Source organism: Streptomyces sp. NPDC006294, from assembly GCF_042870895.1.
Lineage (GTDB): Bacteria > Actinomycetota > Actinomycetes > Streptomycetales > Streptomycetaceae > Streptomyces.
The window spans coordinates 42,960-69,340 of sequence record NZ_JBIAHV010000017.1 but is presented as its reverse complement, the minus strand read 5'-3'; the positions used below and the strand labels follow the sequence as shown (position 1 = coordinate 69,340).

Annotated in this window: 24 protein-coding genes; 17 read left to right on the top strand and 7 right to left on the bottom strand. The window is 71.7% G+C overall.

The window, feature by feature from the left end; translation table 11 throughout:
- Window positions 1-156: 156 nt before the first annotated feature.
- A complete protein-coding gene (locus ACFYOP_RS27225) occupies window positions 157-987 on the top strand; it encodes a sulfurtransferase (protein ID WP_356895907.1) in 831 nt (276 codons plus the stop codon).
- An 80-nt stretch (window positions 988-1,067) separates the two neighbouring features.
- On the opposite strand, the gene sepH is transcribed toward ACFYOP_RS27225, so the two are convergent.
- The 3 genes from sepH to ACFYOP_RS27210 form a co-directional block, all read right to left on the bottom strand.
- Window positions 1,068-2,117, bottom strand: coding sequence for a septation protein SepH (gene sepH, locus ACFYOP_RS27220; protein ID WP_356895909.1), 1,050 nt, complete (start codon window positions 2,115-2,117; stop codon window positions 1,068-1,070).
- A gap of 454 nt (window positions 2,118-2,571) precedes the next feature.
- Window positions 2,572-3,891, bottom strand: a complete 1,320-nt coding sequence (locus tag ACFYOP_RS27215) for a D-arabinono-1,4-lactone oxidase (RefSeq protein ID WP_388453150.1) — start codon at window positions 3,889-3,891, stop codon at window positions 2,572-2,574.
- Complete coding sequence (locus tag ACFYOP_RS27210; protein ID WP_356895913.1) at window positions 3,851-5,101, bottom strand: MFS transporter; 1,251 nt, start codon at window positions 5,099-5,101, stop codon at window positions 3,851-3,853. Before ACFYOP_RS27210 ends, ACFYOP_RS27215 begins: the two co-directional genes overlap by 41 nt.
- 155 nt (window positions 5,102-5,256) lie before the next feature.
- On the opposite strand from ACFYOP_RS27210, the gene ACFYOP_RS27205 reads away from it, so the two are divergent.
- Window positions 5,257-6,384: a ferrochelatase gene (locus tag ACFYOP_RS27205; protein WP_356895915.1), complete on the top strand. Its 1,128-nt coding sequence runs from the start codon at window positions 5,257-5,259 to the stop codon at window positions 6,382-6,384.
- A gap of 23 nt (window positions 6,385-6,407) precedes the next feature.
- Entirely contained in the window at window positions 6,408-7,208 is an 801-nt protein-coding gene (locus tag ACFYOP_RS27200; RefSeq protein ID WP_356896013.1) for an inositol monophosphatase family protein, read from the top strand.
- 450 nt (window positions 7,209-7,658) lie between these two features.
- On the opposite strand, the gene ACFYOP_RS27195 is transcribed toward ACFYOP_RS27200, so the two are convergent.
- Entirely contained in the window at window positions 7,659-7,826 is a 168-nt protein-coding gene (locus ACFYOP_RS27195; protein ID WP_189888452.1) for a hypothetical protein, read from the bottom strand.
- Window positions 7,827-8,139: 313 nt separating this feature from the next.
- On the opposite strand from ACFYOP_RS27195, the gene ACFYOP_RS27190 reads away from it, so the two are divergent.
- The 4 genes from ACFYOP_RS27190 to ACFYOP_RS27175 all read left to right on the top strand — a co-directional run bounded on the left by ACFYOP_RS27190 (window position 8,140) and on the right by ACFYOP_RS27175 (window position 11,705).
- Window positions 8,140-8,793, top strand: coding sequence for a response regulator transcription factor (locus ACFYOP_RS27190; RefSeq protein WP_355106214.1), 654 nt, complete (start codon window positions 8,140-8,142; stop codon window positions 8,791-8,793).
- A gap of 4 nt (window positions 8,794-8,797) precedes the next feature.
- Window positions 8,798-10,033: a HAMP domain-containing sensor histidine kinase gene (locus ACFYOP_RS27185; RefSeq protein WP_356895918.1), complete on the top strand. Its 1,236-nt coding sequence runs from the start codon at window positions 8,798-8,800 to the stop codon at window positions 10,031-10,033.
- Between the two features lie 381 nt (window positions 10,034-10,414).
- Complete coding sequence (locus ACFYOP_RS27180; RefSeq protein WP_005310959.1) at window positions 10,415-10,711, top strand: DUF4193 domain-containing protein; 297 nt, start codon at window positions 10,415-10,417, stop codon at window positions 10,709-10,711.
- Window positions 10,712-10,721: 10 nt separating this feature from the next.
- Window positions 10,722-11,705, top strand: a complete 984-nt coding sequence (locus ACFYOP_RS27175) for a hypothetical protein (protein ID WP_356895920.1) — start codon at window positions 10,722-10,724, stop codon at window positions 11,703-11,705.
- Between the two features lie 55 nt (window positions 11,706-11,760).
- On the opposite strand, the gene ACFYOP_RS27170 is transcribed toward ACFYOP_RS27175, so the two are convergent.
- Window positions 11,761-12,219: a DUF3093 domain-containing protein gene (locus ACFYOP_RS27170; RefSeq protein ID WP_356895922.1), complete on the bottom strand. Its 459-nt coding sequence runs from the start codon at window positions 12,217-12,219 to the stop codon at window positions 11,761-11,763.
- Between the two features lie 58 nt (window positions 12,220-12,277).
- Here ACFYOP_RS27170 and ACFYOP_RS27165 point away from each other — a divergent pair, with 58 nt between their 5' ends.
- The 8 genes from ACFYOP_RS27165 (at window position 12,278) to ACFYOP_RS27130 (ending at window position 19,993) form a co-directional block, all read left to right on the top strand.
- Window positions 12,278-12,898: a PaaI family thioesterase gene (locus tag ACFYOP_RS27165; RefSeq protein ID WP_356895924.1), complete on the top strand. Its 621-nt coding sequence runs from the start codon at window positions 12,278-12,280 to the stop codon at window positions 12,896-12,898.
- On the top strand, window positions 12,898-13,410 hold the full coding sequence (gene dut / locus ACFYOP_RS27160; protein ID WP_356895926.1) for a dUTP diphosphatase: 513 nt from the start codon (window positions 12,898-12,900) through the stop codon (window positions 13,408-13,410). Before ACFYOP_RS27165 ends, dut begins: the two co-directional genes overlap by 1 nt.
- 1 nt (window position 13,411) lies before the next feature.
- The gene (locus tag ACFYOP_RS27155) at window positions 13,412-14,179 is read left to right on the top strand and encodes a DUF3710 domain-containing protein (RefSeq protein WP_356895928.1); all 768 of its coding nucleotides are present in this window, start codon (window positions 13,412-13,414) and stop codon (window positions 14,177-14,179) included.
- A 147-nt stretch (window positions 14,180-14,326) separates the two neighbouring features.
- Window positions 14,327-15,058: an ABC transporter ATP-binding protein gene (locus ACFYOP_RS27150; protein ID WP_356895930.1), complete on the top strand. Its 732-nt coding sequence runs from the start codon at window positions 14,327-14,329 to the stop codon at window positions 15,056-15,058.
- A 454-nt stretch (window positions 15,059-15,512) separates the two neighbouring features.
- Window positions 15,513-18,071, top strand: a complete 2,559-nt coding sequence (locus tag ACFYOP_RS27145) for a sensor histidine kinase KdpD (protein ID WP_356895932.1) — start codon at window positions 15,513-15,515, stop codon at window positions 18,069-18,071.
- A complete protein-coding gene (locus tag ACFYOP_RS27140; RefSeq protein ID WP_356895934.1) occupies window positions 18,068-18,751 on the top strand; it encodes a response regulator in 684 nt (227 codons plus the stop codon). The genes ACFYOP_RS27145 and ACFYOP_RS27140 overlap by 4 nt, the downstream gene beginning before the upstream one ends.
- Before the next feature lie 33 nt (window positions 18,752-18,784).
- Window positions 18,785-19,210 (top strand): OB-fold nucleic acid binding domain-containing protein, encoded by a 426-nt coding sequence (locus ACFYOP_RS27135; protein WP_356895936.1) that lies wholly within the window; start codon window positions 18,785-18,787, stop codon window positions 19,208-19,210.
- A gap of 3 nt (window positions 19,211-19,213) precedes the next feature.
- The gene (locus tag ACFYOP_RS27130; RefSeq protein ID WP_356895938.1) at window positions 19,214-19,993 is read left to right on the top strand and encodes a DUF3159 domain-containing protein; all 780 of its coding nucleotides are present in this window, start codon (window positions 19,214-19,216) and stop codon (window positions 19,991-19,993) included.
- A gap of 434 nt (window positions 19,994-20,427) precedes the next feature.
- On the opposite strand, the gene ACFYOP_RS27125 is transcribed toward ACFYOP_RS27130, so the two are convergent.
- Both ACFYOP_RS27125 and ACFYOP_RS27120 read right to left on the bottom strand, forming a co-directional pair.
- Window positions 20,428-21,111, bottom strand: coding sequence for a TrkA family potassium uptake protein (locus ACFYOP_RS27125; protein ID WP_356895940.1), 684 nt, complete (start codon window positions 21,109-21,111; stop codon window positions 20,428-20,430).
- Complete coding sequence (locus ACFYOP_RS27120) at window positions 21,111-21,779, bottom strand: TrkA family potassium uptake protein (protein ID WP_356895942.1); 669 nt, start codon at window positions 21,777-21,779, stop codon at window positions 21,111-21,113. Before ACFYOP_RS27120 ends, ACFYOP_RS27125 begins: the two co-directional genes overlap by 1 nt.
- Before the next feature lie 215 nt (window positions 21,780-21,994).
- On the opposite strand from ACFYOP_RS27120, the gene ACFYOP_RS27115 reads away from it, so the two are divergent.
- Window positions 21,995-24,043, top strand: a complete 2,049-nt coding sequence (locus tag ACFYOP_RS27115; RefSeq protein ID WP_356895944.1) for an APC family permease — start codon at window positions 21,995-21,997, stop codon at window positions 24,041-24,043.
- Between the two features lie 124 nt (window positions 24,044-24,167).
- A complete protein-coding gene (locus ACFYOP_RS27110) occupies window positions 24,168-25,496 on the top strand; it encodes a class I SAM-dependent RNA methyltransferase (RefSeq protein WP_356895946.1) in 1,329 nt (442 codons plus the stop codon).
- Window positions 25,497-26,381: the final 885 nt, after the last annotated feature.

The following is a 26,381-nucleotide window of genomic DNA, read 5'->3' as shown; positions in this document are numbered from 1 at the left end:
CCGTCGCGCCCGAGCAGATGGTGCCATCACCCGACGCCCGCGGCGCCGGGCCGCGCCGGATATGGCGCGTTCCCGCCGGAGGTTGCCCGTTTTGAAGCGGCTCATCCCCTTCGGGAGCGTTACGGTGCGCCAGGCCGGTGCGCGAGGATGGCACCCATGAATCCGATCATCTCCGCGGCGGATCTCGCCCACGAACTCGCCGGCCCCACCCCGCCGGTCCTCCTGGACGTCCGCTACCGGTTCGGCGGGCCCCACGGCCGGCCCGAGTACGAGGCCGGGCACATCCCGGGCGCCGTCTTCGTCGATCTCGAGGCGGAACTGGCAGGACCTCCCGGGGAGGGTGGGCGCCATCCGCTCCCCGACGTCGCCGCGTTCGGCGCCGCGATGCGCCGCGCGGGCGTCTCGGCCGGCACGCCCGTGGTGGCGTACGACGCGGACAAGGGCTGGGCCGCGGCGCGCGCCTGGTGGCTGCTGCGCTGGGCGGGGCACGACGACGTACGGGTGCTGGACGGCGGGCTCGCCGCGTGGCCGGGACCGCTCGAGGCCACCGTCCCCGCCTCCAAAGAGGGAACGTTCGAACCGAAGCCCGGCGGCCTGCCGCTGCTGGACGCCGACACCGCGGCGGCCACCGCCCGCGGCGGGCTGCTGCTCGACGCCCGCGCGGGTGAGCGCTACCGCGGCGAGGTGGAGCCCATCGACGCGGTCGCCGGGCACATTCCGGGCGCGGTCTCGGCGCCGACCTCGGAGAACCTGGACGAGCAGGGCCGCTTCCTGGCGCCCGGGCTGCTGGCCGCCCGCTTCCGCGCGCTCGGGGCGGGCGAGGACACCCAGGAGGTGGGCGTCTACTGCGGCTCCGGGGTCTCGGCCGCCCAGCAGGCGGTGGCCCTGGAGCTGGCGGGCTTCCGGCCCGCCCTGTACGCGGGCTCCTGGTCCGAGTGGTCGCGCGACCCGGAGCGCCCGGTCGCGACGGGCCCCGAGCGGGGCTGAACCGGCATGGCGCGAGGGCCGGTTCCGCACAACGGAACCGGCCCTCGGGCACCACGTCTCTCACCGCTGCGAAACGTTTCTCACTCCTGCTTCTTGCGGCGGGTGCCGAAGACGATCTCGTCCCAGCTCGGCACGGCGGCGCGGCGGCCCGGGCGGACGCCGTCCGCCTCCGCCTGCCGGTCCGTCGTGCCGGTCAGCCGGTCACGGTGGCCGGCCACGGCGCGGGGCATCAGCACGTCCGCGTACGCCGATCCGGCGCCGGCGGACGCGGCGGGCGCCACCGACTCCTCCTCGGACTCCGGCTCCTGCCCGGGCTCGACGGCGGGCGGCTCGACCGGCACGGGCCGTTCGGGCACGACCATGTCGCCGCGGAAGTTGGGCACGGCCTCCAGCAGGCTGGTCAGCGAGTCCCGCTCGTCGTTGCCGTCGCCCTCGGCCGGGGATACGGCGGGCCGCTCCATCTGGCGGTCGAGGGCGCGGTCCAGCGGCCGGTCCCTGGGCAGCCGTGCGATGCGGGGGACGAACGGGAAGCTCGGCTCCTGCGACGACGTGATCGTGTCGTCGGTCTCGCCGATCAGCGCCCGCGCCTCGTCGTCGACGGCCTGCACGAGCCGCCGCGGCGGGTCGTAGGTCCAGCTCGCCGAGTGCGGTTCGCCGGCGACCCGGTAGACCAGCAGGACCTCCCAGGTGCCGTCGTCGCGGCGCCACGAGTCCCACTGGGCGGTTTCCTTCTCGGCGCCGCGCAGCAGCAGCCGTTCCTGCACGGCCTCGCCCAGCTGGGGGCCGGTGTTCTCACCGGGACGGCGTACGGGGGTCTTGCGGGCCCGCTCCGCCATGAAGGCGCGCTCGGCGAGGACCGGGCCCTCGAAGCGGCGCACGCGTTCGACGGGGATGCCGGCGAGCTGGGCGACCTCTTCCGCGGAGGCGCCTGCTCGTATCCGCGCCTGGATGTCACGGGGGCGGAGGTGGCTCTCCACCTCGATCTCGATCTGCCCCAGGCGGGCGCGGTCGTTGCGTACGGCGGCACGCAGCCGCTCATCGATCGGAAGCGTGTATTCCGTGCTGTCCGCAGCCTTGAGCACCAGTCGTGTGCCGTCGTTGGAGACGGCCACGACACGCAGTTCGGGCATGGGGACCTCCCGGGTGGTGCCTGCCGACGTCACCTGCGTCGCCGCTTCCGCTAGTCGAGTGTGGCCTGCCCGGGTGCAGCCTGCCACAACCTTGCCGAGATGCCCGGCGTGTCGGGCACCTGCCCTGGATCGCCGTTATGGCACGGTTATCCATTCGCCACTCAGTGTGATCGGTCGGTCACTCTGAGCAATAGATCTCCGTGCTTCACCGCGGCGCCCCCGGATCGAGCGCCGTTTTCGGCCCCCAACCTGGGGTCCGGACACCACGAGGGAGGCCGGTCCCAGGGCTCGCCACAGTACTCCATTCGGGCCATCAGGGTGGACCGCCGCGCCGCCGAAGTTCCGCGGCGGGGCGGTAGTTGTGTGCCCGAACAGGGGGTGGCGGGGGCCGGCGCTTCACCGAAACGTCACAAATGGATCCATCTGTCTCCCTCGCGCGGCAGGTGACGCCCGGTCAGTCGCCCAGCACCCGGCGCAGGTACGCGTTCTGGAACACCCGGTCCGGATCCAGCCGGTCGCGCAGCGCCGTGAACTCGCCGAACCGGGGATACGCCTCGGCGAAGTACGCCGCGTCCCGCGTGTGGATCTTGCCCCAGTGCGGACGCCCGCCGTGCGCCGTCATGATGCGCTCCACGGCGGTGAAGTACGAACGGTAGGGCGTGCCCCGGTACATGTGCACCGCGATGTACGCCGTCTCCCGGCCCGAGGCCGTCGACAGCGTGATGTCGTCCGCCGGAGCCGTACGCACCTCCACCGGGAACCCCACCCGCAGCGGCGAGCGTTCGAGCATCGCCCTGACCTCGCGCAGCGCCGCGACCACGGCCTGCCGTGGAAGCGCGTACTCCATCTCCACGAACCGCACCCGGCGCGGAGATGTGAAGACCTTGTAGGGAATGTCCGTGTAGGTGCGCGCGGACAGCGCGCGGCTGGAGACCCGGGCGATCGCGGGAACTGCCGCGGGCACCGCGCGGCCGAGCGAACAGGCAAGCTGGAAGGCCCCGTTGGACAGCAGCTCGTCCTCGATCCAGCCGCCGACCCTGCCCGGCGGGTCCGGCGGACCGGCGCTGCGGTTGTTCCGCTTGGTGTTGCAGTTGCCGGTGTGCGGGAACCAGTAGAACTCGAAGTGCTCGTTCTCCGCGTGCAGCTCGTCGAACTCGGCCAGCACCCGGTCGAAGGCCATCGGCTCCTCACGGGCGGTCAGCAGGAAGACCGGCTCCACGGCGAACGTGATCGCCGTGACGATCCCCAGGGCGCCCAGACCGATCCGGGCGGCTGCGAAGATCTCCGGATTCTCCTTCTCGGAACACGTGAGCACGCGGCCGTCCGCCGTCAGCAGCTCGAGGCCCTTGATCTGGGCGGCGATCGAGGCGGAGTCGCGGCCCGTGCCGTGCGTGCCGGTCGACGCCGCGCCCGCGACGGTCTGCTCCATGATGTCGCCCATGTTCGTGAGGGACAGCCCCTCACGGGCGAGCGCCGTGTTCAACCGCTTGAGCGGGGTGCCCGATTCCACGGTGACCGTCATCCCTGAGCGGTCGATGCGCCGGATCCCGGTCATCAGATCCGGCCGGATCAGCAGCCCGTCGGTGGCCGCGATGGCCGTGAACGAGTGGCCCGTGCCGACGGTCTTCACCCGCAGGCCGTCCGCGACCGCCTGCCGCACGGCGTCCGCCAGCTCCTCCACGGAAGCAGGGCGCGCCTCTTTCGCCGGCCTCGATGCGACCGTCCCCGCCCAGTTACGCCACGGGCTGCCTTCGCCCCTCCGGGTCCTGATCACACTGCTCACGCTGCCCCTCCCGCGTCGGCACCGGCCTGCGCAGCCGGCGGTACCCCAGGAACGCCACCACGGCCGCGACCCCTCCCGCCACGCCGGGCACCGCGTACCCCGCCGCGGCGCCCCGGGAGTCGACCACCCAGCCGGCGGCCGCGGAACCCAGCGCGACGCCGACCGCAAGCCCTGTACCGGTCCAGGACATGCCCTCGGTCAGCTTGCTGCGCGGTACGTGCGCCTCGACGAGGGCCATGGTCGTCACCATCGTCGGCGCGATGGCAAGGCCCGCGACAAAGAGCGCCACGGCCAGGAACGGCAGGCTCCCGGCCAGTTGGAGGGGGATCATACTCACGGCCATCGCGCAGACGCCCAGCACCCACCTCCGGGCGGGATCGCCCTTGAGGTGCAGCAGACCGAAGACGGCGCCGGCGAGGCAGGACCCGAGCGCGTACACCGCGAGCACCCAGCTCGCCGCGGCCTTGTGCCCGCTGTCCTCCGCGAACGCCACCGTCACCACGTCCACCGCGCCGAAGATCGCCCCGGTCGCGACGAACGCGGCGACCAGCACCTGGAGACCGGGGGAGCGCAGCGCGCTGCCGCCGGTGTGCTGCTCCACGGGATGCGGCCGCGGCTCCGTCGCACGCTGAGAGGTCAGCCACCAGACGCCGGCCAGCAGGAACGCGGCCGCCAGCAGCGGACCGGCCTGCGGGAACCAGAGGGTCGACAGCCCGATGGAGACGATGGGGCCGAAGATGAAGCACACCTCGTCGATCACCGACTCGACCGAGTAGGCGGTGTGCAGCTCGCGCGGCGACCCGCGCAGCAGCGAGGCCCAGCGTGCCCGGGTCATCGCCCCGACGCTCGGCACACATCCGGCGGCGGCCGTGAAGGCGAACAGTGTCCAGTCGGGGGCGCCCTGCCGCGTGCAGACCAGCAGCCCGATGACGGCCGCCAAGGAGATCAGGGTGGCGGGACGCAGCACCCTGCGCTGTCCGTGGCGGTCCACCAGGCGGGAGATCTGCGGGCCGAGCACGGCCGCGGACAGCGCCAGGGTCGCGGTGAGCGTGCCGGCCAGTCCGTACCGGCCGGTGATCTCCGAGATCATGGTCATGATGCCGATGCCCATCATCGCCAGCGGCATCCGGCCGAGGAGGCCGGCGGCGGTGAATCCCAGGGTGCCGGGGGTGGCGAAGATCGTGCGGTAGGGACTGGGCAACGGGGACTCCGGGTCGGGCGCCGGTGAGGCCCGTGGCGCGGGCGAGGCGCCGGGCTCCGGTAAGGCGTATGGACAGCCTTCACAGATTACGCGCCGGGGGCCGCGGACGCACCGCGGGTTTTCCGGTGTCAGCGCCTGGTGGCAGGATCGGCCTCATGTCCGATCTGCGCGATCCAGCTCCTTACGACGCCCTTCTGCTGCTCTCGTTCGGCGGCCCCGAAGGCCCGGACGACGTGGTCCCGTTCCTGGAGAACGTGACCCGTGGCCGCGGCATCCCCACGGAACGGCTCAAGGAAGTGGGGCAGCACTACTTCCTCTTCGGCGGCGTCAGCCCCATCAACGACCAGAACCGCGCCCTGCTGGACGCCCTGCGCAAGGACTTCGCCGAGCACGACCTGGACCTCCCCGTGTACTGGGGCAACCGCAACTGGGCGCCCTACCTCACGGACACGCTCCGCGAGATGAGCGACGCCGGCCACCGGCGCATCGCCGTCCTCGCCACCAGCGCGTACGCCTCGTACTCGGGCTGCCGCCAGTACCGGGAGAACCTCGCCGACGCGCTCGCCACCCTGGAGGAGGAGGGGCGGGAACTGCCGCGCGTCGACAAGCTGCGGCACTACTTCAACCACCCCGGGTTCGTACGGCCCATGATCGACGGCGTTCTCGCCTCGCTCGCCGACCTCCCCGAGGACGTCCGCGCCGGGGCGCACCTCGCCTTCACCACGCACTCCGTCCCCACGTCCGCCGCCGACTCCTCCGGCCCCGCCGCCGAACACGGCGACGGCGGCGCGTACGTGCGCCAGCACCTCGACGTGGCCCGCCTGATCGCCGAGGCCGTCGCCCGGGAGACCGGCGTCGAGCACCCCTGGGAGCTCGTCTACCAGTCGCGCAGCGGAGCCCCGCACATCCCCTGGCTGGAGCCGGACATCTGCGACCACCTGGAGTCGCTGCACGGCTCCGGCGCGCCCGCGGCGGTCATGGTCCCCATCGGCTTCGTCTCCGACCACATGGAGGTCCTGTACGACCTCGACACGGAAGCCACCGCCAAGGCCGCCGAACTGGGACTGCCGGTCCGCCGCTCCGCCACGGTCGGCGCCGACCCCCGGTTCGCCGGCGCGGTGCGCGACCTGCTGCTGGAGCGGGCCGCGACCGAGCGGGGCGTCCCGGCGGAGCGCTGCGCCCTGGGCGCCCTCGGCGCGAGCCACGACCTCTGCCCCGTCGGGTGCTGCCCGGCCCGCGCGCCGAAGCCCGCGGCGGCCGGCGCCGACAGCGCTTACGCGTGAAGGAGACCCCTGTGACCGCCCCCGTGAACGACCCGCTCGCCCATGAACTGCTGTCCCTCGCCCTGGAGGCCGCCCGCCGGGCGGGCGCGCTGCTGAGGGACGGCCGGCCGGACGACCTGGGCGTCGCCAGGACCAAGTCCAGCCCCATCGACGTCGTCACCGAGATGGACATCGCGGCCGAGAAGCTGATCACCGGCTATCTCACCGAACACCGCCCGGACGACGGTTTCCTCGGCGAGGAGGGCGCGGCCACGGTCGGCACCAGCGGAGTGCGCTGGGTCATCGACCCGCTCGACGGCACGGTCAACTACCTGTACGGGCTGCCCACCTGGGCGGTCTCCATCGCCGCGGAGGTCGACGGCGAGACCGTGGCCGGCGTGGTCGAGGCTCCGATGCGGCGGGAGACGTTCCGCGCGGTACGGGGCGGCGGGGCGTTTCTGAACGACCGGCCGGTACGGTGCCGGCCGGCGCCGCCGCTGGATCAGGCACTGGTCTCCACCGGCTTCAACTACGTCCACACGGTCCGCAGCCACCAGGCGGACATCGCCCAGCGCCTGATCCCGCGGCTGCGGGACATCCGGCGCAGCGGCTCCGCGGCGATCGACCTCTCGGACGTCGCGGCCGGCCGCCTCGACGGCTATTACGAGCGGGGCCTCAGCCCGTGGGACCTGGCGGCCGGCGACCTGATCGCCCGCGAGGCCGGCGCCCTGACCGGCGGCCGCCCCGGGGACCCGCCGTCGGGCGACCTGACCGTCGCGGCGACGCCAGGGGTCTTCGAGCCGCTGCAGGGGCTGCTGGAGGAACTGGGGGCGTGGCACGACTGAGCGGTGACGCGCGGGGGCGCGGCGGGCGTGCGAACCGTGGCAGGCCCCGGGTCCGGTACCGCCCTCTGGGCGGCAGTTGGGGGCTCCGCCCGAGGCTGCGTGCCGCTGGGCCGGCGGGCCGGGCTTCGCCCGGGTCCGGTACCGCGCTGCGCGCGGTGGTCTCAACCGCCGGCCGCGCTTGAGTTGCCGGGCACATCCAGCCCCGCCGGCGTTTGAGGCGCGGGGTTCGGAGATGAGCCCCGACCGGACCGGCCGACCCAGCCCCGCCTGGGGGCACCTCCCACGGCCGCCAGGCCGTAGGGGGAGATTGAGGCGCGGGTCCGGGCGGAGCCCGGTTTCGGCGTGCGCAGCGGCTCCGCGCCGCCACAGCCGGAGGCCCGGCACCGCGTAAGCGTCGCTCAAGCGGTGCCGGGCCTCCGGCGGCGCGCGCGCAAGCGCACGCGCCCAGCCTCACGCAGCCGTGAGGTTCACCCCATGCTCGGCGGCCAGACGGTGGAGATCGTCCAGTTCCGCCTGCTCGACGTCCGCGAGGAAGTCGTCACCCGTCTCCCGGGCGATCGTGAGGTCGGTCTCGGCGGCCTTTATGCGCTGAAGCAGTCCGGCGGTGAAAGCGTCCATGGTGCGCCCCCTCGTCGTGGGTCGGTGGCACGGGGGTGTGCCGACGGTGGGTTGATCAACCCTGGAACAGGTCGTGGTGTGCCACATACAGGGCGTGATCGGGATGTGCAGTCGTCCTCCCCCCACCTACCCGCGTGGAAACCTCAACCCACACGCGAATCCGTCTTATTCCGCGGCGCCCCTCCCGGCCCCCGCCCGTAGCCCTTTCGACTTACCGCCGGTTTACGCGCGTAACGGGCAGGATGGATCCGCACAGTCAGTGCACAGACCTGCCCTGTCACATCACCGGGGCTCGTGAGAGAGGAACAGCGACGTGCGCGTACTCGTCGTCGAGGACGAGCAGCTGCTCGCCGATGCGGTGGCCACCGGACTGCGCCGGGAGGCCATGGCGGTCGACGTCGTGTACGACGGCGCCGCCGCCCTGGAGCGCATCGGGGTGAACGACTACGACGTGGTGGTGCTCGACCGGGACCTGCCGCTGGTCCACGGGGACGACGTGTGCCGCCGGATCGTCGAGCTGGGCATGCCCACCCGGGTGCTGATGCTGACGGCCTCGGGGGACGTCAGCGACCGCGTGGAGGGCCTGGAGCTCGGCGCCGACGACTATCTGCCCAAGCCGTTCGCGTTCACCGAGCTCACCGCACGGGTGCGCGCCCTGGGGCGTCGTACGACGGTGCCGCTGCCGCCCGTCCTGGAGCGCGCGGGCATCAAGCTCGACCCGAACCGTCGTGAGGTCTTCAGGGACGGCAAGGAGGTCCAGCTCGCCCCCAAGGAGTTCGCGGTGCTGGAGGTGCTGATGCGCAGCGAGGGCGCGGTCGTCTCGGCCGAGCAGCTGCTGGAGAAGGCGTGGGACGAGAACACGGACCCGTTCACGAACGTCGTGCGGGTGACCGTGATGACGCTGCGCCGCAAGCTCGGCGAACCGCCCGTGATCGTCACGGTGCCCGGTTCCGGCTACCGGATCTGATCGCGTGGCCACCGTCCCCGTGCCGCCAGAGGCGCCGCCCAAGCCCACCTGGGACCCCCGGGACCCCGTCCGCCCGTGGCTGCGCCCGACCATCCGGATACGGCTCACCCTGCTGTACGGCGGGATGTTCCTGATCGCGGGCATCCTGCTGCTCTCGATCATCTACCTGTTCTCCGCGCAGGCGCTGAACGTCGGCGTCACGGAGCTGCCCTTCAAGATCGTCGAGGGCAAGGTCCAGCCCACCACGGACTGGTGCACGCTCCCCGAGGAGGGCTCGGGCGAGCAGTTCAGCCAGGCCGTCTCCACCTGTCTCCAGTACCAGCGCGAGCTGGCCCTGGACGACCTGCTGCGCCGGTCGCTCTTCGCCCTGCTGGGCCTGAGCATCATCGCCTTCGCCTTCGGTTACGCGATGGCCGGCCGGGTCCTGTCGCCGCTCGGCCGGATCACCCGGACCGCGCGCCGCGTCGCCGGGTCGGACCTGTCGCGCCGGATCGAGCTCGACGGACCGGACGACGAGCTCAAGGAGCTGGCCGACACCTTCGACGAGATGCTGGACCGCCTGGAGCGGGCCTTCACGGCCCAGCAGCGGTTCGTGGCGAACGCCTCCCACGAGCTGCGCACCCCGCTGGCGATCAACCGCACGTTGCTGGAGGTCCACCTGTCCGATCCCGGAGCCCCCGTGGAGCTTCATCAGCTGGGCAAGACGCTGCTGGCCACCAACGAGCGGAGCGAGCAGCTCGTGGAGGGCCTGCTGCTGCTCGCCCGCAGCGACAACCAGATCGTCGAGCGCAAGCCCGTCGACCTGGCGGAGGTGGCCTCACGCGCCATTGACCAGACCCGTACGGAGGCCGAGGCGAAGGGCGTGGAGGTGCGGGGCCGGCGCGAGCCGGTCGTCGTGCAGGGCAATGGCGTCCTGCTCGAGCGGATTGCCCTTAATCTGGTGCAGAACGCGGTCCGGTACAACGTGCCGGAGCAGGGATGGGTGGAGGTCACCACGTCGGTCGAACACGGTCAGGCGGTCCTGCTGGTCTCCAACACCGGGCCGGTCGTCCCGGCCTACGAGATCGACAACCTCTTCGAGCCGTTCAGACGGCTCAGGCAGGAGCGGACGGGCAGTGACAAGGGCGTCGGCCTCGGGCTCTCCATCGCCCGGTCCGTGGCCCGGGCACACGGCGGCCGTATCTCGGCAGTGCCCCGGGAGGGCGGCGGCCTCGTGACGCGCGTCACTCTCCCGGTGTGAGGCCCGGAATCACTGTTCGCTTTAAGCGGAATTTTCGGAAACGGCATCCGGCGAATCCATGTGCGATCGATCACATGGGTCACCTCGGGTGCCTCTACGCTCCGTGATCGATAATCCGGTGGAAAGTCGGGAAAAGCCCGGGTTTCCCAGGGGTTGCATCACGGGAAGTACACGGGGTGGCGCTCGCGAAGCGCCTCCGCGGACCGTGTACGGTCCCCATCGCCATCCAACCCGATCACTCTCGAGGGCTCCGGTTGGGTGTCGATTGAGTAACAGACCTTGATGTGAGGCAAAATCTCCGCCTCAGGTCGGGCACAAGTCCGGCCTCTCACGCGTTACGTGCGCTGGAGACACCGAAACCACCCAGAGGGGGAGAGCGACATGGCAACGGACTACGACACCCCACGCAAGACCGATGACGACGTCGATTCGGACAGCCTTGAAGAGCTGAAGGCCCGCCGGAACGACAAGTCCACCTCGACCGTCGACGTCGACGAGTTCGAGGCTGCCGAGGGCATGGAGCTCCCGGGAGCCGACCTGTCCAACGAGGAGCTCGCCGTCCGGGTCCTGCCCAAGCAGGCCGACGAGTTCACGTGCATGAGCTGCTTCCTCGTGCACCACCGCAGTCAGCTGGCGCGCGAGAAGAACGGTCAGCCCATCTGCCGCGACTGCGACTGAGGAGTCGGCAGTGGCAGGCGGGACACCGTCCGGGAAGCGGCGCTTCCGGCGCAGTGAACCGCCGGAGGCGCACCACGGCGGTACGGACCACGGACCGGACGCCACGGCGTCCGCCGAGGACCGGGCCGCTCTACTGCCGCACGACGCGATCGAGGGTATGGAGCGAGGCCTCGCGGCCTCGCTCGAGACGGCCGGCCAGGCCGGGCCTCCGACCAGGGCCCGTCGCCTGGCAGCTGTCAGAAGGGGCGTCGTCGCGGGCGGCCGGAGCGCACGGGCGGGCCTCGCCAGAGGCGGCCACGGCGCCCGTACGGGGCTCGTGAGGAGCAAGGAGAGCGCCAGGACCGCACTGGCCCACCTCGCCGACGCCCTGATCGACAACGCACCGCGGATCCCGGTGCGCGACCTGGAGAAACTGCGCCGCCAGTTTCCCGGCCTGCCCCCCGAGCAGCTTGCCGACAAGCTGGTCGCGGGTGCGGCGAACGCCACGTCCACCGTCGGGGCCGGCATCGGCGCCGCCGCGATGATGCCCGTGCCGCCGGCGATGCCTACCGAGCTCGCGGCGGAGATCGCGGGCGTGGCCGCGATCGAGCTGAAACTCATCGCCGAACTGCACGAGGTCTACGGGGTGCGGCCGCCCGGCGGCCTCAAGGACCGCAGCACCGCCTGTCTGAACTCCTGGTCGCAGGAGCGCGGGATCGAGTTCACCAAGCCCTCGACCTTCAACGCCTCGATGAGCGGCCAGCTCAAGCGCCAGCTGCGTCAGCAGATCATGAAGCGCATGGTGCGCAACCTGCCCAACCTGCTGCCGTTCATGGTCGGAGCGGCCGTCGGCGCCGTGATGAACCACCGTGACACCAGGAAGCTCGCCGAACGCATCCGCGCCGATCTGCGGCGCAGGCAGGTCCCCTGGGACGCCCTTCCCGCGCTTCCCCCGCTGGAGCAGCCAAAGAACCCGCTGGAGCCCCGCGGGCTCCCGCCCGGGCAGGACGCCTGACCGGGCCCGATCGAGCGCCCGGTCGACGAAGGCGACGAAGGCGACGAAGGCCGGCTCAGGCAGTACGGACGGCCGTCAGCGCCGCGGCCAGCGCCTCGGGGTTCCGGGTCGACAGGTAGACGTACGGCGTCGGATCGTCCGGGTCGCTGACCTCGATCCGTACGGCGGTCGGCACGTAGCTGCGCAGCAGCATGAACGCCCGGGGATCCGCCTTGTGGAGACGCCAGTCCCGCGCCTGCTCCGCGTCCAGCACCTCCGCCTCGCCCAGCGCCGAGACCGGAATCCTCGCGTCGCCCGCGACCAGCGACCCGGCCACCACCCGGATGCGGGCCGACCCGTACGAGCTGACCAGCGCCGACGCCAGTGCGCCCGCGGCGATCACGCCGCCGAGCATCGGCAGGAGACCCAGCGGCAGCATGATCAGACCGCCGGAGAGGGCGACGAGTGCGGTGACGGCCCACCACGAGCGCGGCGCGGTCAGACGTTCTGCGTACTGCGGGGCGGAAGGCTGCATGAATCCAAGCTTGGCACGGTGCGACCCGCGGGTAGCCGCGCGGGTAAGGTCTGCGGCTGTGAGTAACGCGAACTCCCGGGCGGCGACCCCCGGACCCCCCGCCGGTTCCTCGGCGCTGACTCCGCCGGCCGACGCCACGGCGCCGGTGCGGCACCCCGACGCGCCCGCCCCGGGTGAACTGCTCGGCGCCCACTACGGGCACTGCTTCGGCTGCGGAGGACAGCAGCCGCACGGCCTGCACCTCGCGGCACGGGCCGAGGACGGCGTCCGCGTCACCGCCGCGTTCACCGTCAAGGCCGCGCACCAGGGCGCCCCCGGTCTCGCGCACGGCGGCGTCCTCGCCTCCGCACTGGACGAGACGCTCGGCTCGCTGAACTGGCTGCTGCGCGTCATCGCCGTCACCGGCAAGCTCGAGACCGACTTCGTGCGCCCCGTGCCCGTCGACACCGTGCTGCACCTCGACGCCGAGGTCACCGCGGTCGCCGGACGCAAGATCTACTCGACCGCGACCGGCCGGATCGGCGGCCCCGACGGCCCGGTGGCCGTGCGGGCGGCGGCCCTGTTCATCGAGGTCAAGGTCGACCACTTCATCGAGAACGGCCGCCCCGCCGAGATCCAGGCCGCGATGGCCGACCCCGACCAGCTCAGGCGCGCCCGCGCCTTCGAGGTGAACCCGTGATGCGTGAACCCGTCGACGTACTGCTCCGCCGCGTGGACCCGGAGGTGCCGCTGCCCGCGTACGGGCATCCCGGCGACGCGGGAGCCGATCTGGTGACCTGTGAGGCGGCCGAACTCGCCCCGGGGGAACGCGCGGTGCTGCCCACCGGGGTCTCCATCGCCCTCCCCGACGGCTACGCGGCCTTCGTGCACCCCCGGTCGGGGCTCGCGGCCCGCTGCGGAGTCGCCCTGGTGAATGCCCCAGGGACGATTGATGCCGGGTACCGTGGGGAAATCAAGGTGATCGTGGTCAACCTCGATCCACGCGAGAGCGTGCGGTTCGAAAAGTTCGACCGGATTGCCCAACTTGTCGTCCAGCAGGTCGAGAAGGTGCGCTTCCACGAGGTCGCGGAGCTTCCCGGCTCGGCGCGGGCCGAGGGGGGCTTCGGGTCCACCGGCGGCCATGCCGCCGTGGACGGCTCTACGGGTGGGAATCGATACGCTTCGGTCGTATCCGACCGGGAAGGACAGTGACGTGTTCGGACGTCGCAAGAAGAGTGGTTCCGCCGAGGACGCGGCGGACGCAACGGGCGAGGCCGAGCAGGTCGACGAGCTCGGTACCGACGCCGAGGAGAGCGAAACCCGCAGGGTGAACCTCCCGCCGGCGCCCCGGCCCGACGGCCCCTGGGACGTGTCGGAGGTCTCCAGGCCCGGCGAGGGCCGCGTCGACCTCGGCGGCATCTTCGTGCCCGGGGTCGAGGGCATGGAACTCCGTGTCGAGGTCGCCGGCGACGCGATCGTCGCGGCCACCGTGGTGCTGCGTGACAGCGCCGTGCAGCTCCAGGCGTTCGCGGCCCCCAAGAAGGAGGGCATCTGGGGCGAGGTCCGTGAGGAGATCGCCTCGGGCATCACTCAGCAGGGCGGCATCATCGACGAGGTCGAGGGCCCGCTCGGCTGGGAGCTGCGGGCCCAGGTGCCCGTACAGCTGCCCGACGGCACGGGCGGCGTGCAGCTGGTGCGCTTCGTCGGCGTCGACGGCCCGCGCTGGTTCCTGCGCGGCGTGATCTCCGGGCAGGGTGCGGTGCAGCCGCAGGCGGCCGGTCTGCTCGAGCAGATCTTCAAGGACACCGTCGTGGTGCGCGGCGACGGCCCGATGGCCCCGCGCGACCCGATCGTCCTCAAGCTGCCCGAGGACGCGCAGATGGTGCCCGAGGGTGTCCAGCAGGAGGAGCAGGAAGGCTCCCGCTTCTCCGGCGGCATGGGCCAGCTCCAGCGCGGACCGGAGATCACCGAGGTCCGCTGAGGCGCCGTCCGGGCGACCGGGCGATGGGCCGCGTTCCCCTCGGGGGAGCGCGGTCCGCCTGTTTCCCCAGCTCGTCGCGTGACCGTTGCCCGTCCGCGTGCCCCTGCACATACTGAGCGCTACACGATCCACAGCGGGGGGACTCAGATGAGCGAGAGCAGCGGCGCGCAGTCCGGTACGGCCGTCGTCGACGATCCGGCCGGCGCGCCCATGGTGCGCGTCGAGAATCTGCACCGCTCGTTCGGCACGGGCGCGGCGGCCGTCCACGCGCTGCGCGGCGTCTCCTTCGACATCCCGCGGGGCGAGCTGGTCGCGCTCAAGGGCCGCTCGGGCTCCGGCAAGACCACACTCCTCAACCTCGTCGGCGGCCTGGACTCCCCGGACCGGGGACGTATCGGCGTCGACGGCGTCGAGCTCTCCGGACTGGGCGAGGACGGGCTGCTGGAGCTGCGGCGCGACCGGCTCGGTTTCATCTTCCAGTCCTTCGGGCTGATCCCCATCCTGAGCGCCGCGGAGAACGTGGGTGTGCCGCTGCGGCTGCGCAGGGCGGACCCCCGGGAGCGGGAGGAGCGCGTCGCGCTGCTGCTCGCCCTGGTCGGCCTCGCGGACCACGCCGCCCAGCGCCCCGGTGAGCTCTCCGGCGGCCAGCAGCAGCGCGTCGCCATCGCGCGCGCGCTCGCCAACCGCCCCAAGCTGCTCATCGCGGACGAGCCGACCGGCCAGCTCGACGCGGAGACCGGCCTGGCCGTGATGGAGCTGCTGCGCGCGGTCGTACGCAGGGAGGGCGTCACCGCACTCGTCGCCACGCACGACCCCCAGCTCCTGGGCCTCGCGGACCGTGTACTGGAACTGCGCGACGGCGAGATCGTCGAGCAGTGACGGGCCCCCGGGGGCACCTGCCCTGCCCGAAGGGCTATGGGGGAGGGCGGCGTCTCGGGCGTGGCCCGGTTCCCGGGCGCTTGCGGGCGTGCACCCGGTTCGTGTCCCGGCCTCCTGGTGCCGCTCCGGGGCCGTGGCCGGGACCGCTTTCCCGTCCTCGCCGCGCCCTGCCGCACGACGCCCCACGTCCCGGACACGACCTCCGCGCGTCCCCCTGGCCCCGGACCGGCGGGTCCGCTCCCGCAGGTGGGGAGCCGTACCGGCCGGCGGCCGGACCACCGGGGGTGCGTTCCCGGACCGGGGACGCGTCCCGACCCGGGCCCGCATCAGAGTCGCGTCAAAACGCACCGCGGGGTCCCGGCCTGTCCGACTCGCCTGCTTCGTTCGGCGTAGGGTCGACGCTGCGCGAAGCGGTGCACGGAGGACGAGGTGCACAGAAGAAGACAATGAGGCCATGGGACGCGGCAAGCTAAGGATCTATCTCGGCGCGGCGCCGGGCGTCGGCAAGACGTACGCCATGCTCTCCGAGGCGCACCGCCGCGCGGAACGCGGGACCGACTGCGTGGTGGCCTTCGTGGAGACGTACGGCCGCCCCCGGACCGCCGGGCTGCTGCACGGTCTCGACCAGGTTCCTCGGCGGGAGACGGTCCACCTCGGCGCCGTCCTCACCGAGATGGACGTCGACGCCGTGCTGGCACGCCGCCCCGCCGTCGCCCTCGTCGACGAACTCGCGCACACCAACGTGCCCGGCTCGCGCAACGGCAAGCGGTGGCAGGACGTCGAGGAACTCCTCGCCGCGGGCACGGACGTCATATCCACCGTCAACATCCAGCATCTGGAGTCCCTGGGCGACGTCGTGGAGACGATCACCGGCGTCCCCCAGCACGAGACGATCCCCGACGAGGTGGTCCGCCGCGCGGACCAGATCGAGCTGGTCGACATGGCGCCCCAGGCGCTGCGCCGCCGCATGGCCCACGGCAACATCTACCAGCCCGACAAGGTCGACGCGGCGCTCTCCAACTACTTCCGCCCCGGCAACCTCACCGCCCTGCGCGAGCTCGCCCTCCTCTGGCTCGCCGACCGGGTGGACGAGTACCTCCAGGAGTACCGCGGCGAGCACGGCATCCGCTCCACCTGGCAGGCCCGCGAACGCATCGTCGTCGGCCTCACCGGCGGACCCGAGGGCCGCACCCTCATCCGGCGCGCGTCCCGGCTCGCGGAGAAGGGCGCCGGCGGCGAGGTCCTCGCCGTCTACATCGCCCGCAGCGACGGACTGACCTCGGCCTCGCCCAAGGAACTCGCCGTCCAGCGCACCCTCGTCGAGGACCTCGGCGGCACCTTCCACCACGTCATCGGCGACGACGTGCCCTCCGCACTGCTGGAGTTCGCCCGCGGCGTCAACGCCAGCCAGGTCGTGCTCGGCTCCAGCCGCCGCAAGACCTGGCAGTACCTCTTCGGGCCCGGCGTCGGCGCGACCGTCGCCCGCGACTCCGGGCCCGACCTCGACGTCCACATCGTCACCCACGCCGAGGCCGGCCGGGGCAGGGGCCTGCCCGGCGCACGGGGCGCCCGGCTCGGCCGCGCCCGGATCGCCGGAGGATGGCTCGTCGGCGTCGCCGGACCCGTACTGCTCGCGCTGCTGCTCACCAGCATCCACCACCACGGGCCGGGGCTCGCCAACAACGTGCTGCTCTTCCTCTTCCTGACCGTGGTCGCGGCCCTGCTGGGCGGCCTGCTGCCCGCGCTGGCCTCCGCCGCCGTCGGCTCGCTGCTGCTGAACTACTACTTCACCTCGCCCACCCGCACCCTCACCATCGCCGAGCCGAGGAACCTCGTCGCCATCGTGATCTTCTTCGCGGTCGGCGTGGCCGTGGCCTCCGTGGTGGACCTCGCCGCGCGCCGCACCCAGCAGGCGGCCCGGCTGAAGGCCGAGTCCGAGATCCTCTCGTTCCTCGCCGGCAGCGTCCTGCGCGGCCACACGGCGCTGGACGCCCTGCTGGAGCGGGTGCGCGAGACCTTCGCCATGGAGTCCGTCGCACTGCTCGAACGCGACAGCGACGTCGACCCGTGGACCTGCACGGCGAGCGTCGGCCCCCGCCCCGCCACCCGCCCCGACGACGCGGACGTGGACATGCCCGTCGGGGACCACATGGCGATGGCGCTCTCCGGCCGCGTCCTGCCCGCGGAGGACCGGCGGGTCCTCGCGGCGTTCGCCACCCAGGCCGCCGTCGTCGTGGACCGGCAGCGCCTGGTCGGCGAGGCGGCGCAGGCCAGGGAACTCGCCGAGGGCAACCGGATACGCACCGCCCTGCTCGCCGCCGTCAGCCATGACCTGCGCACCCCGCTGGCCGGCATCAAGGCGGCCGTCACCTCGCTGCGCTCCGACGACGTCGCCTGGTCGGAGGCGGACGAGGCCGAACTGCTGGCCGGCATCGAGGAGGGCGCCGACCGCCTCGACCACCTGGTGGGCAATCTGCTCGACATGTCCCGGCTGCAGACGGGGACCGTCACCCCCATGATCCGCGAGACCGGTCTCGACGAGGTGATCCCCCTCGCGCTCGCCGGCGTCCCGGCCGAGAGCGTCGAACTCGAGGTCCCCGAGACGCTGCCGATGGTGGCCGTGGACCGCGGACTCCTGGAGCGGGCCGTGGCCAACATCGTCGAGAACGCCGTCAAGTACGGCCCCGACGACATCCCCGTCACCGTCGCGGCCAGCGCCCTCGGCTCGCGCGTCGAACTGCGCGTCGTGGACCGCGGCACGGGTGTGCCCGACGACGCGAAGGAACGGATCTTCGAGCCCTTCCAGCGCCACGGCGACGCCCCGCGCGGCGCGGGCGTCGGCCTCGGCCTCGCCGTCGCCCGCGGATTCATGGAGGCGATGGGCGGCACGCTCACCGCCGAGGACACCCCCGGCGGCGGCATGACGATGGTGCTCACCCTCGCGGCCGCCCCCGGCCCCACCGGAACACTCCCAGCAGCGGCCCGCACGGGCGGAAAGGCGGGCAGCTCATGACCCGGGTGCTCGTGGTCGACGACGAGCCGCAGATAGTTCGCGCCCTCGTGATCAACCTGAAGGCGCGCAAGTACGAGGTGGACTCGGCCTCCGACGGCGCCACCGCACTCGAACTCGCCGCGGCCCGCCACCCCGACGTGGTCGTGCTCGACCTCGGACTGCCGGACATGGACGGCGTCGAGGTGATCAAGGGGCTCCGCGGCTGGACGCGCGTCCCCATCCTCGTCCTGTCCGCCCGTCACTCCTCCGACGAGAAGGTCGAGGCGCTGGACGCCGGCGCCGACGACTACGTCACCAAGCCGTTCGGCATGGACGAGCTCCTCGCCCGGCTGCGTGCCGCGGTCCGCAGGGCGGAGCCCGTCGGCGGCGAGCAGGAGGTGAGCGTGCTCGAGACCGACGGTTTCACCGTCGACCTGGTCGCCAAGAAGGTGCACCGCGACGGCCGTGACGTGCGGCTCACCCCGACCGAGTGGCATCTGCTGGAGGTCCTGGTGCGCAACACCGGGCGCCTGGTGAGCCAGAAGCAACTGCTCCAGGAGGTGTGGGGGCCCTCGTACGGCACCGAGACGAACTATCTGCGGGTCTACATGGCGCAGCTCCGCCGCAAGCTCGAGGCCGACCCGTCGCATCCCCGGCATTTCGTCACCGAACCCGGTATGGGATACCGCTTCGAACGTTGATCCGGTGCTGGTGGCGGCCGGTAGGCTGGCTGTATGAGTGCTCGACCCCGTTCCGCGAAGGCGGCGAAGGAGGATTCGGTGGCCAGAACGGCCGGCCGCTTCCGGCGCATGCTGGACCGGCTCTCCAGCTCCCAGCAGGACCTCGAGTCCGAGGAGCTCCAGGAGGACGCACAGGCGTCGGGGTGCACCCGGATCTGCGACTGCGGTGACCGTCAGATCGTCAGAGTCGCTGGTACGTTGCGCACGGTCACCCTGCGTCCGGTGGCCGGCGTGCCCGCGCTGGAGGCGGAGCTCTTCGACGGTACGGCCCCGCTGGACGTGGTCTGGCTCGGCCGGCGTTCCATCGTCGGCATAGAGCCCGGCCGCAGACTGATCGCCTCCGGCCGGGTCTCGATGAGTCAGGGCCGCCGGGTGCTGTTCAATCCCAAATACGAACTCCGACCACTCGGACAGGAGTAGCCGGTGCCGTCTGTCGACAAGCCGACCCCCACTACCACGACCAGCGACGCGCAGGAGCCTTCCCTTGGCTCCGGCGCCGGTCCCGACGCCGCTTCCGGGGTCGCTTCCGCGTCCGACGATGTGAAGACGGTCACGGAGGCGGCTCTGTTCGAGGCCTTCGGCGGCGTCCGCGGCATGGTGGAGACGGTCCTGCCGGGGCTGCTCTTCGTCTCGATCTACACCGTCAACAAGGACCTGCACCTCTCGGCGATCGCGGCCCTGGGCGTCGCCCTGGTGATGGTCGCGGTCCGGCTCGTCCGCAAGGACACCGTCAAGCACGCGTTCAGCGGCGTCTTCGGCGTGGCCTTCGGTGTCGTGTTCGCGATGATGACCGGCAACGCGAAGGACTTCTACCTGCCGGGCATGGTGTACACGCTGGGCCTGGCCCTGGCGTACATCATCACGGCGATCGCGGGCGTACCGCTGATCGGCCTGATCCTCGGCCCGGTCTTCAAGGAGAACCTCTCCTGGCGGACGCGCAACCCCGGCCGCAAGAAGGCGTACACCAAGGCGAGCTGGGCGTGGGGCCTGATCCTGCTCGGCAAGTGCGCGATCCTCTTCCCGCTGTACTGGTGGGCCGACACGACGCAGCTCGGCTGGGTGCTGGTGGCGCTGAAGATCCCGCCGTTCCTGCTGGCGGTCTATCTGACGTGGGTCTTCCTGGCGAAGGCTCCGCCGCCGATCGACGTCTTCGCGGAGATGGAGGCGGAGGAGGAGCGGCGCGAGGCCGAGAAGTCCGGCTGACGGGCGGGGGCCTGCCCCCACCCCGCCCCTCCCCGAACCCGGAGCTCCGCCCCGGACCCTCTGCCGGCCAGGGGGTTTGCCGCTCCCGGCGGCTCCGGCGGGTTGCATGGTGCTGCAGGCCGGGGCTCCGCCCCGGACCCCCGGGGCGGAGCCCCGGCCTGCCCGGCGGGCCGGGCCGTACGCTCGGGGCGCGGCACGCCTCAGGGCCGTATGCCTCTTGAGGCTTGCTCACACCCGTACAGGACGCGCCGCCGGGGCCCCTGGGGAGGCCCGGCCTGCCCCCGGCCGAGGTGCCGACCCGGCCGCACCGCCGGGACGACGCCCTCGCGTCAGCGGTCGGCCTCCGGGACGACGCACCCGGCAACGGGGACCCGAGAGCACGCCCCCGGCAGGGGCGCGGGCCACGACCGTGACGGCGTGGCCCGCGGCGGGACTCAGCCCGCTTCCGGCGGGCCCTCGCGGCGGACCGAGAGGAGGTCCTCCAGTTGTTCCTCGCGTGCCTGCGCCGCCACGAACAGGAGCTCGTCGCCCGCTTCGAGCGTCTGCTCAGGGCTCGGCGTCAGCACGCGGGAGCCGCGGATGATCGTGACCAGTGAGGTGTCCTCGGGCCAGGCGACGTCGCCGATCAGCGTGCCCGCTAGTGCCGACTCCGGCGGCAGCGTCAGCTCGACGAGGTTCGCGTCGCCGTGGCTGAAGCGCAGCAGGCGGACGAGGTCGCCGACGCTCACCGCCTCCTCCACCAGCGCCGACATGAGGCGCGGCGTGGAGACGGCGACGTCGACGCCCCAGGACTCGTTGAAGAGCCACTCGTTCTTCGGGTTGTTGACGCGCGCGACGACCCGCGGCACCCCGTACTCCGTCTTGGCGAGCAGCGACACGACCAGGTTCACCTTGTCGTCGCCGGTGGCGGCGATCACCACGCTGCAGCGCTGCAGCGCCGCCTCGTCCAGGGACGTGATCTCGCAGGCGTCGGCGAGCAGCCACTCCGCCTGCGGCACGCGCTCCACCGAGATCGCGGTGGGGGTCTTGTCGATGAGGAGGACCTCGTGCCCGTTCTCCAGCAGCTCTCCGGCGATGGAACGGCCCACCGCACCGGCGCCCGCGATAGCGACACGCATCAGTGACCGCCCTCCTCTGGACCCTCCGCGAAGGCCTCCTCGACCTTCGCGATCTCGTCCGTGCGCATCATCACATGCACGAGATCACCTTCTTGCAGCACGGTCTGGGAGGTCGGCAGGACCGCCTCGCCCAGCCGGGTCAGGAAGGCGACCCGTACGCCCGTCTCGTCCTGCAACCGGCTGATCTTGTGGCCGATCCAGGCCGGTGAGGTGTGGACCTCGGCCAGCTGCACGCCGCCGCTCGGATCGCGCCACAGCGGCTCCGCGCCGGACGGCAGCAGCCGCCGCAGCATCTGGTCGGCGGTCCAGCGGACGGTGGCGACCGTCGGGATGCCGAGACGCTGATAGACCTCGGCCCGCTTGGGGTCGTAGATACGGGCGGCGACGTTCTCGATGCCGAACATCTCGCGGGCCACCCGGGCCGCGATGATGTTGGAGTTGTCGCCGCTGCTGACGGCGGCGAACGCGCCCGCGTCCTCGATGCCCGCCTCCCGCAGCGTGTCCTGGTCGAAGCCGACCCCGGTGACGCGGCGGCCGCCGAATCCGGATCCCAGACGGCGGAAGGCGGTGGGGTCGCGGTCGACCACGGCGACCGTGTGCCCCTGTTGCTCCAGGGTCTGCGCGAGAGCGGCTCCCACTCGCCCGCATCCCATGATGACGATGTGCACGACCGTCCTTCCGGCTATGTCTTCTGCGGTACCGGCCTGAGGCACCGCGAGTGCGCGTGCCAGTGCACGCTGTGCACCACAGGGTCTCAGACCACGGCCCGGACAGGGTACGCACGGCTCGTCAAGAGGGCCCGGCGAGGCACCCGCGTTAAGATCCCGCAGGTTCTGCCCCGCTGGTTGTGCCTGGCTCATATCGAGCGCTTACGATCCTCAGCGTGTCCAAACTGACCGACGTTCCCAAACGGATCCTGATCGGCCGGGCGCTGCGCAGTGAAAAGCTGGGAGAGACGCTTCTCCCGAAACGCATCGCTCTCCCCGTCTTCGCTTCCGACCCCCTGTCCTCCGTGGCATACGCGCCGGGCGAAGTGCTGCTGGTCCTGTCCCTCGCGGGTGCGTCGGCGTACCACTTCAGCCCGTGGATCGCGGCCGCTGTCGTCGTACTCATGTTCACCGTCGTGGCCTCGTACCGGCAGAACGTGCGCGCGTATCCGAGCGGCGGCGGCGACTACGAGGTCGCCAACACCAACCTCGGCCCGAAGGCCGGACTGACCGTCGCCAGCGCCCTGCTGGTCGACTACGTCCTCACGGTGGCGGTGTCGATCTCGTCCGGCGTGGAGAACCTCGGCTCGGCGATCCCGTTCGTCGTGGAGCACAAGGTGTTCTCCGCCATCGCGATCATCGTTCTGCTCACCCTGATGAATCTGCGGGGCGTGAAGGAGTCGGGGAAGCTCTTCGCGATCCCGACCTACGTCTTCGTCACCGGCGTCTTCATCATGATCATCTGGGGCGCGTTCAAGGGGATCGTCCTCGAGGACACCATGCGCGCCCCGACCGCCGACTTCGAGATCAAGGCGGAGCACGAGGGCCTCGCCGGTTTCGCGCTGCTCTTCCTGTTGCTGCGCGCGTTCTCCTCCGGCTGTGCCGCGCTGACCGGCGTCGAGGCCATCAGCAACGGCGTCCCCGCCTTCCGCAAGCCGAAGAGCCGGAACGCCGCGACGACCCTGCTGATGATGGGCGCCCTGGCCGTCACCATGTTCTGCGGCATCATCGGCCTGGCCCTGGCCACCGACGTCAAGATGGCCGAGTTCCCGGCGAAGGACCTGATCGCGAACGGCGCCCCCGTCGGCCCCGACTACGTCCAGAACCCGGTGATCTCGCAAGTCGCGGCCGCCGTCTTCGGCGACGGAACGTTCTTCTTCGTCCTGCTCGCCGCCGCCACCGCCCTGGTGCTGTTCCTGGCCGCGAACACCGCGTACAACGGTTTCCCGCTGCTCGGCTCGATCCTCGCGCAGGACCGCTACCTGCCGCGCCAGCTGCACACCCGCGGCGACCGGCTCGCCTTCTCCAACGGCATCGTGCTGCTGGCCGGCGCCGCGATCCTGCTGGTGTGGGTCTACGGGGCGGACTCCACCAAGCTCATCCAGCTGTACATCGTCGGCGTCTTCGTCTCGTTCACCCTCAGCCAGATCGGCATGGTCCGGCACTGGAACCGGCACCTGAGGACCGAGCGGGACAAGGCCAGGCGCCGCCACATGTACCGCTCCCGGGCGATCAACACCTTCGGCGCCTTCTTCACCGGCCTGGTGCTGGTCGTCGTGCTCGCCACCAAGTTCACGCACGGCGCGTGGGTGGCCCTGCTGGGCATGGTGATCTTCTACGGGACGATGAGCGCGATCCGCAAGCACTACGACCGGGTCGCCGAGGAGATCGCGGCGCCCGACGAGCCCGGCGAGGACAGCGTCCGGCCGTCGCGCGTCCACGCGATCGTGCTCGTCTCGAAGGTCCACCGGCCGACGCTGCGCGCCGTCGCCTACGCCAAGGCGATGCGCTTCGACCGGCTCGAGGCCATCAGCATCAACGTCGACCCGCCCGAAACCAGGGCGCTCCAGCAGGAATGGGCCCGGCGCGGCATCAACGTCCCGCTGAAGATCCTGGACTCCCCGTACCGCGAGATCACCCGCCCCGTCATCGAGTACGTGAAGGGCCTGCGCCGCGAGAGCCCGCGCGACGTGGTCACCGTGGTGATCCCCGAGTACGTGGTGGGTCACTGGTACGAGCAGCTCCTGCACAACCAGAGCGCCCTGCGGCTGAAGGGCCGGCTGCTGTTCACGCCCGGCGTGATGGTGACCTCGGTGCCGTACCAGCTGGAGTCCTCCGAGGCCGCCAAGGAGCGGGCCAAGAAGCGCCAGGACTGGAACGCCCCCGGGTCGGTGCGGCGCGGCCTGGTGGACGACCGGCCGAAGGAGCCGACCGGGAAGGCGTGAGACGCTTCGCGGCGGACGTAGACTGGTCGGTCGTTGTCCCGTGTGACGCGGCCGCCGGGAGCACACCTGCTTCCGGCCGCTCGCCGAGTCCCGCACACCCCTTGATCTCTGGAGTCACCCCACCATGCAGAACGCACCTGAGTCCTCGCTGGTCGGGCAGGAGTACGAGGTCGAGGTCGGCCCGGTCGCCCACGGCGGCCACTGCGTCGCACGCACCGAGGACGGGCGGGTGCTGTTCGTACGGCACACCCTGCCCGGCGAGAAGATCGTGGCCAGGGTCACCGAGGGCGAGGAGGACTCCCGCTTCCTGCGCGCCGACGCGGTGCGGATCCTGGAGCCCTCCAAGGACCGGGTCGAGGCCCCCTGTCCGTACGCCGGCCCCGGTATGTGCGGCGGCTGCGACTGGCAGCACGCCAAGCCGGGCGCCCAGCGCCGCTTCAAGGGCGAGGTGATCGCGGAACAGCTGCAGCGCCTCGCGGGCCTCACCCCGGAAGAGGCCGGCTGGGACGGCACCGTCATGCCCGCCCCGGGCGACAAGCTTCCCGCGGGCGAGGTGCCCGGCTGGCGCACCCGCGTCCAGTACGCGATCGACGAGGACGGCCGGGTCGGACTGCGCAAGCACCGCTCGCACGACGTGCAGCCGATCGACCACTGCCTGATCGCCGCGCCCGGCGTCAGCGAGCTGGGCATCGAGAAGCAGGACTGGCCGCAGATGGAGACGGTCGAGGCGATCGCGGCGACCGGCTCGAACGACCGCCAGGTCGTCCTCACCCCGCGCCCCGGCGGCCGGCTCCCGCTCGTCGAGCTCGACAAGCCCGTCTCGGTGCTGCGGGTCGAGGAGCGCGACGGCGGAGTGCACCGCGTCCACGGCCGCGCCTTCGTCCGCGAGCGCGCCGACGACCGCACGTACCGCGTCGGCATGGGCGGCTTCTGGCAGGTCCACCCGCAGGCGGCCGACCTGCTGGTCAAGGCCGTGATGCAGGGCCTGATGCCGCGCAAGGGCGACATGGCGCTCGACCTCTACTGCGGCGTGGGCCTCTTCGCGGGCGCCCTCGCCGACCGGGTGGGGGAGAAGGGCGCGGTGCTGGGCATCGAGTCCGGCAAGCGCGCGGTGGAGGACGCCCGGCACAACCTCCAGGGCTTCGACCGGGTCCGCATCGAGCAGGGCAAGGTCGATTCCGTACTCCCGCGCACCGGCATCGAGGACGTCGACCTGATCGTCCTCGACCCGCCCCGCGCCGGCGCCGGCAAGCAGACCGTCAAGCACCTCGCCTCCCTCGGCGCCCGCCGCATCGCCTACGTCGCCTGCGACCCGGCGGCACTGGCCCGCGACCTGGCGTACTTCCGCGACGGCGGCTACAAGCCGCGGACGCTGCGTGCGTTCGACCTGTTCCCGATGACCCACCACGTGGAGTGCGTCGCGATCCTTGAGCCTGCCGAAAAGGGCCGCTGACCTGCGGCTTCGTCGAGTGTGCATTACGTGCGTTACGGGCGATATCTTGACGCATATCTGACGCACGTGACGCACGTTTGGCGCACGAATGGCGCGTTGTCTGATGGGTCGTCATGCGTGGTTTAGGCCTGCCATGCGGGGGCGCTCGCCCACGTGGGGATGGCCCACGGGGTGGGATGGTGAGACCGGCTGCTGAGTGGTTGGCCGGCCCCACTTCCTCGCTTCTCGGCCGTGACGTTCCGTGATGCCGGGGCGAGTGTCGGGCGGATGCCGTTTTCGGGACTGTGGGGCCTCCCGTGTCTCAGGAAGGGCATCCTGGCTGGCGCCTCGCCGCACTTGAACCCGTCGAAGATACTCGTCGAGGCATTGCCCGTAGGGCCGGCCCCCACGCCTGAGTCTGCTCAGGGCCGTGGTTGACGGGCTCCCCCTCGCTCAGGCCGGACGGGTGCGAGCGCCGCGGCCGGATATCGCTTCCCCCGTCCCCAGGGTAGGAAAAGGGCCAGCGCCGCCAGCACTTGGCCCAGGCCAGGAAGGATGTGCGGCAGGTCCTCAGGGCGGGCCTTCGCCACCACAGCACGGGCGATGATCGCGACCACCGTGAACAGCATGACCATGACCGCCAGAGCGGCAAGTAGGACGTAGGCAGGTACAGAAGCAAGATCCATCTGTTGGATGAACGCCATTGCTGGTGCGGTCTCCAAGGTTCAGGTCCCGGTGATCGGAACAGTCGAGTGCGTGGCACCAATGAGACTCGCCGACAACAGGGTCCTGCGAGTCAAGCGACCAGACCCGGAAAAGCCCGGACAGCACTGGCAGAAGACTTCGTTCGAGCGTACGGCGCAGGACCGCGCCGAACAGGCCATCGTTCGGCGGTATTCGGCAATG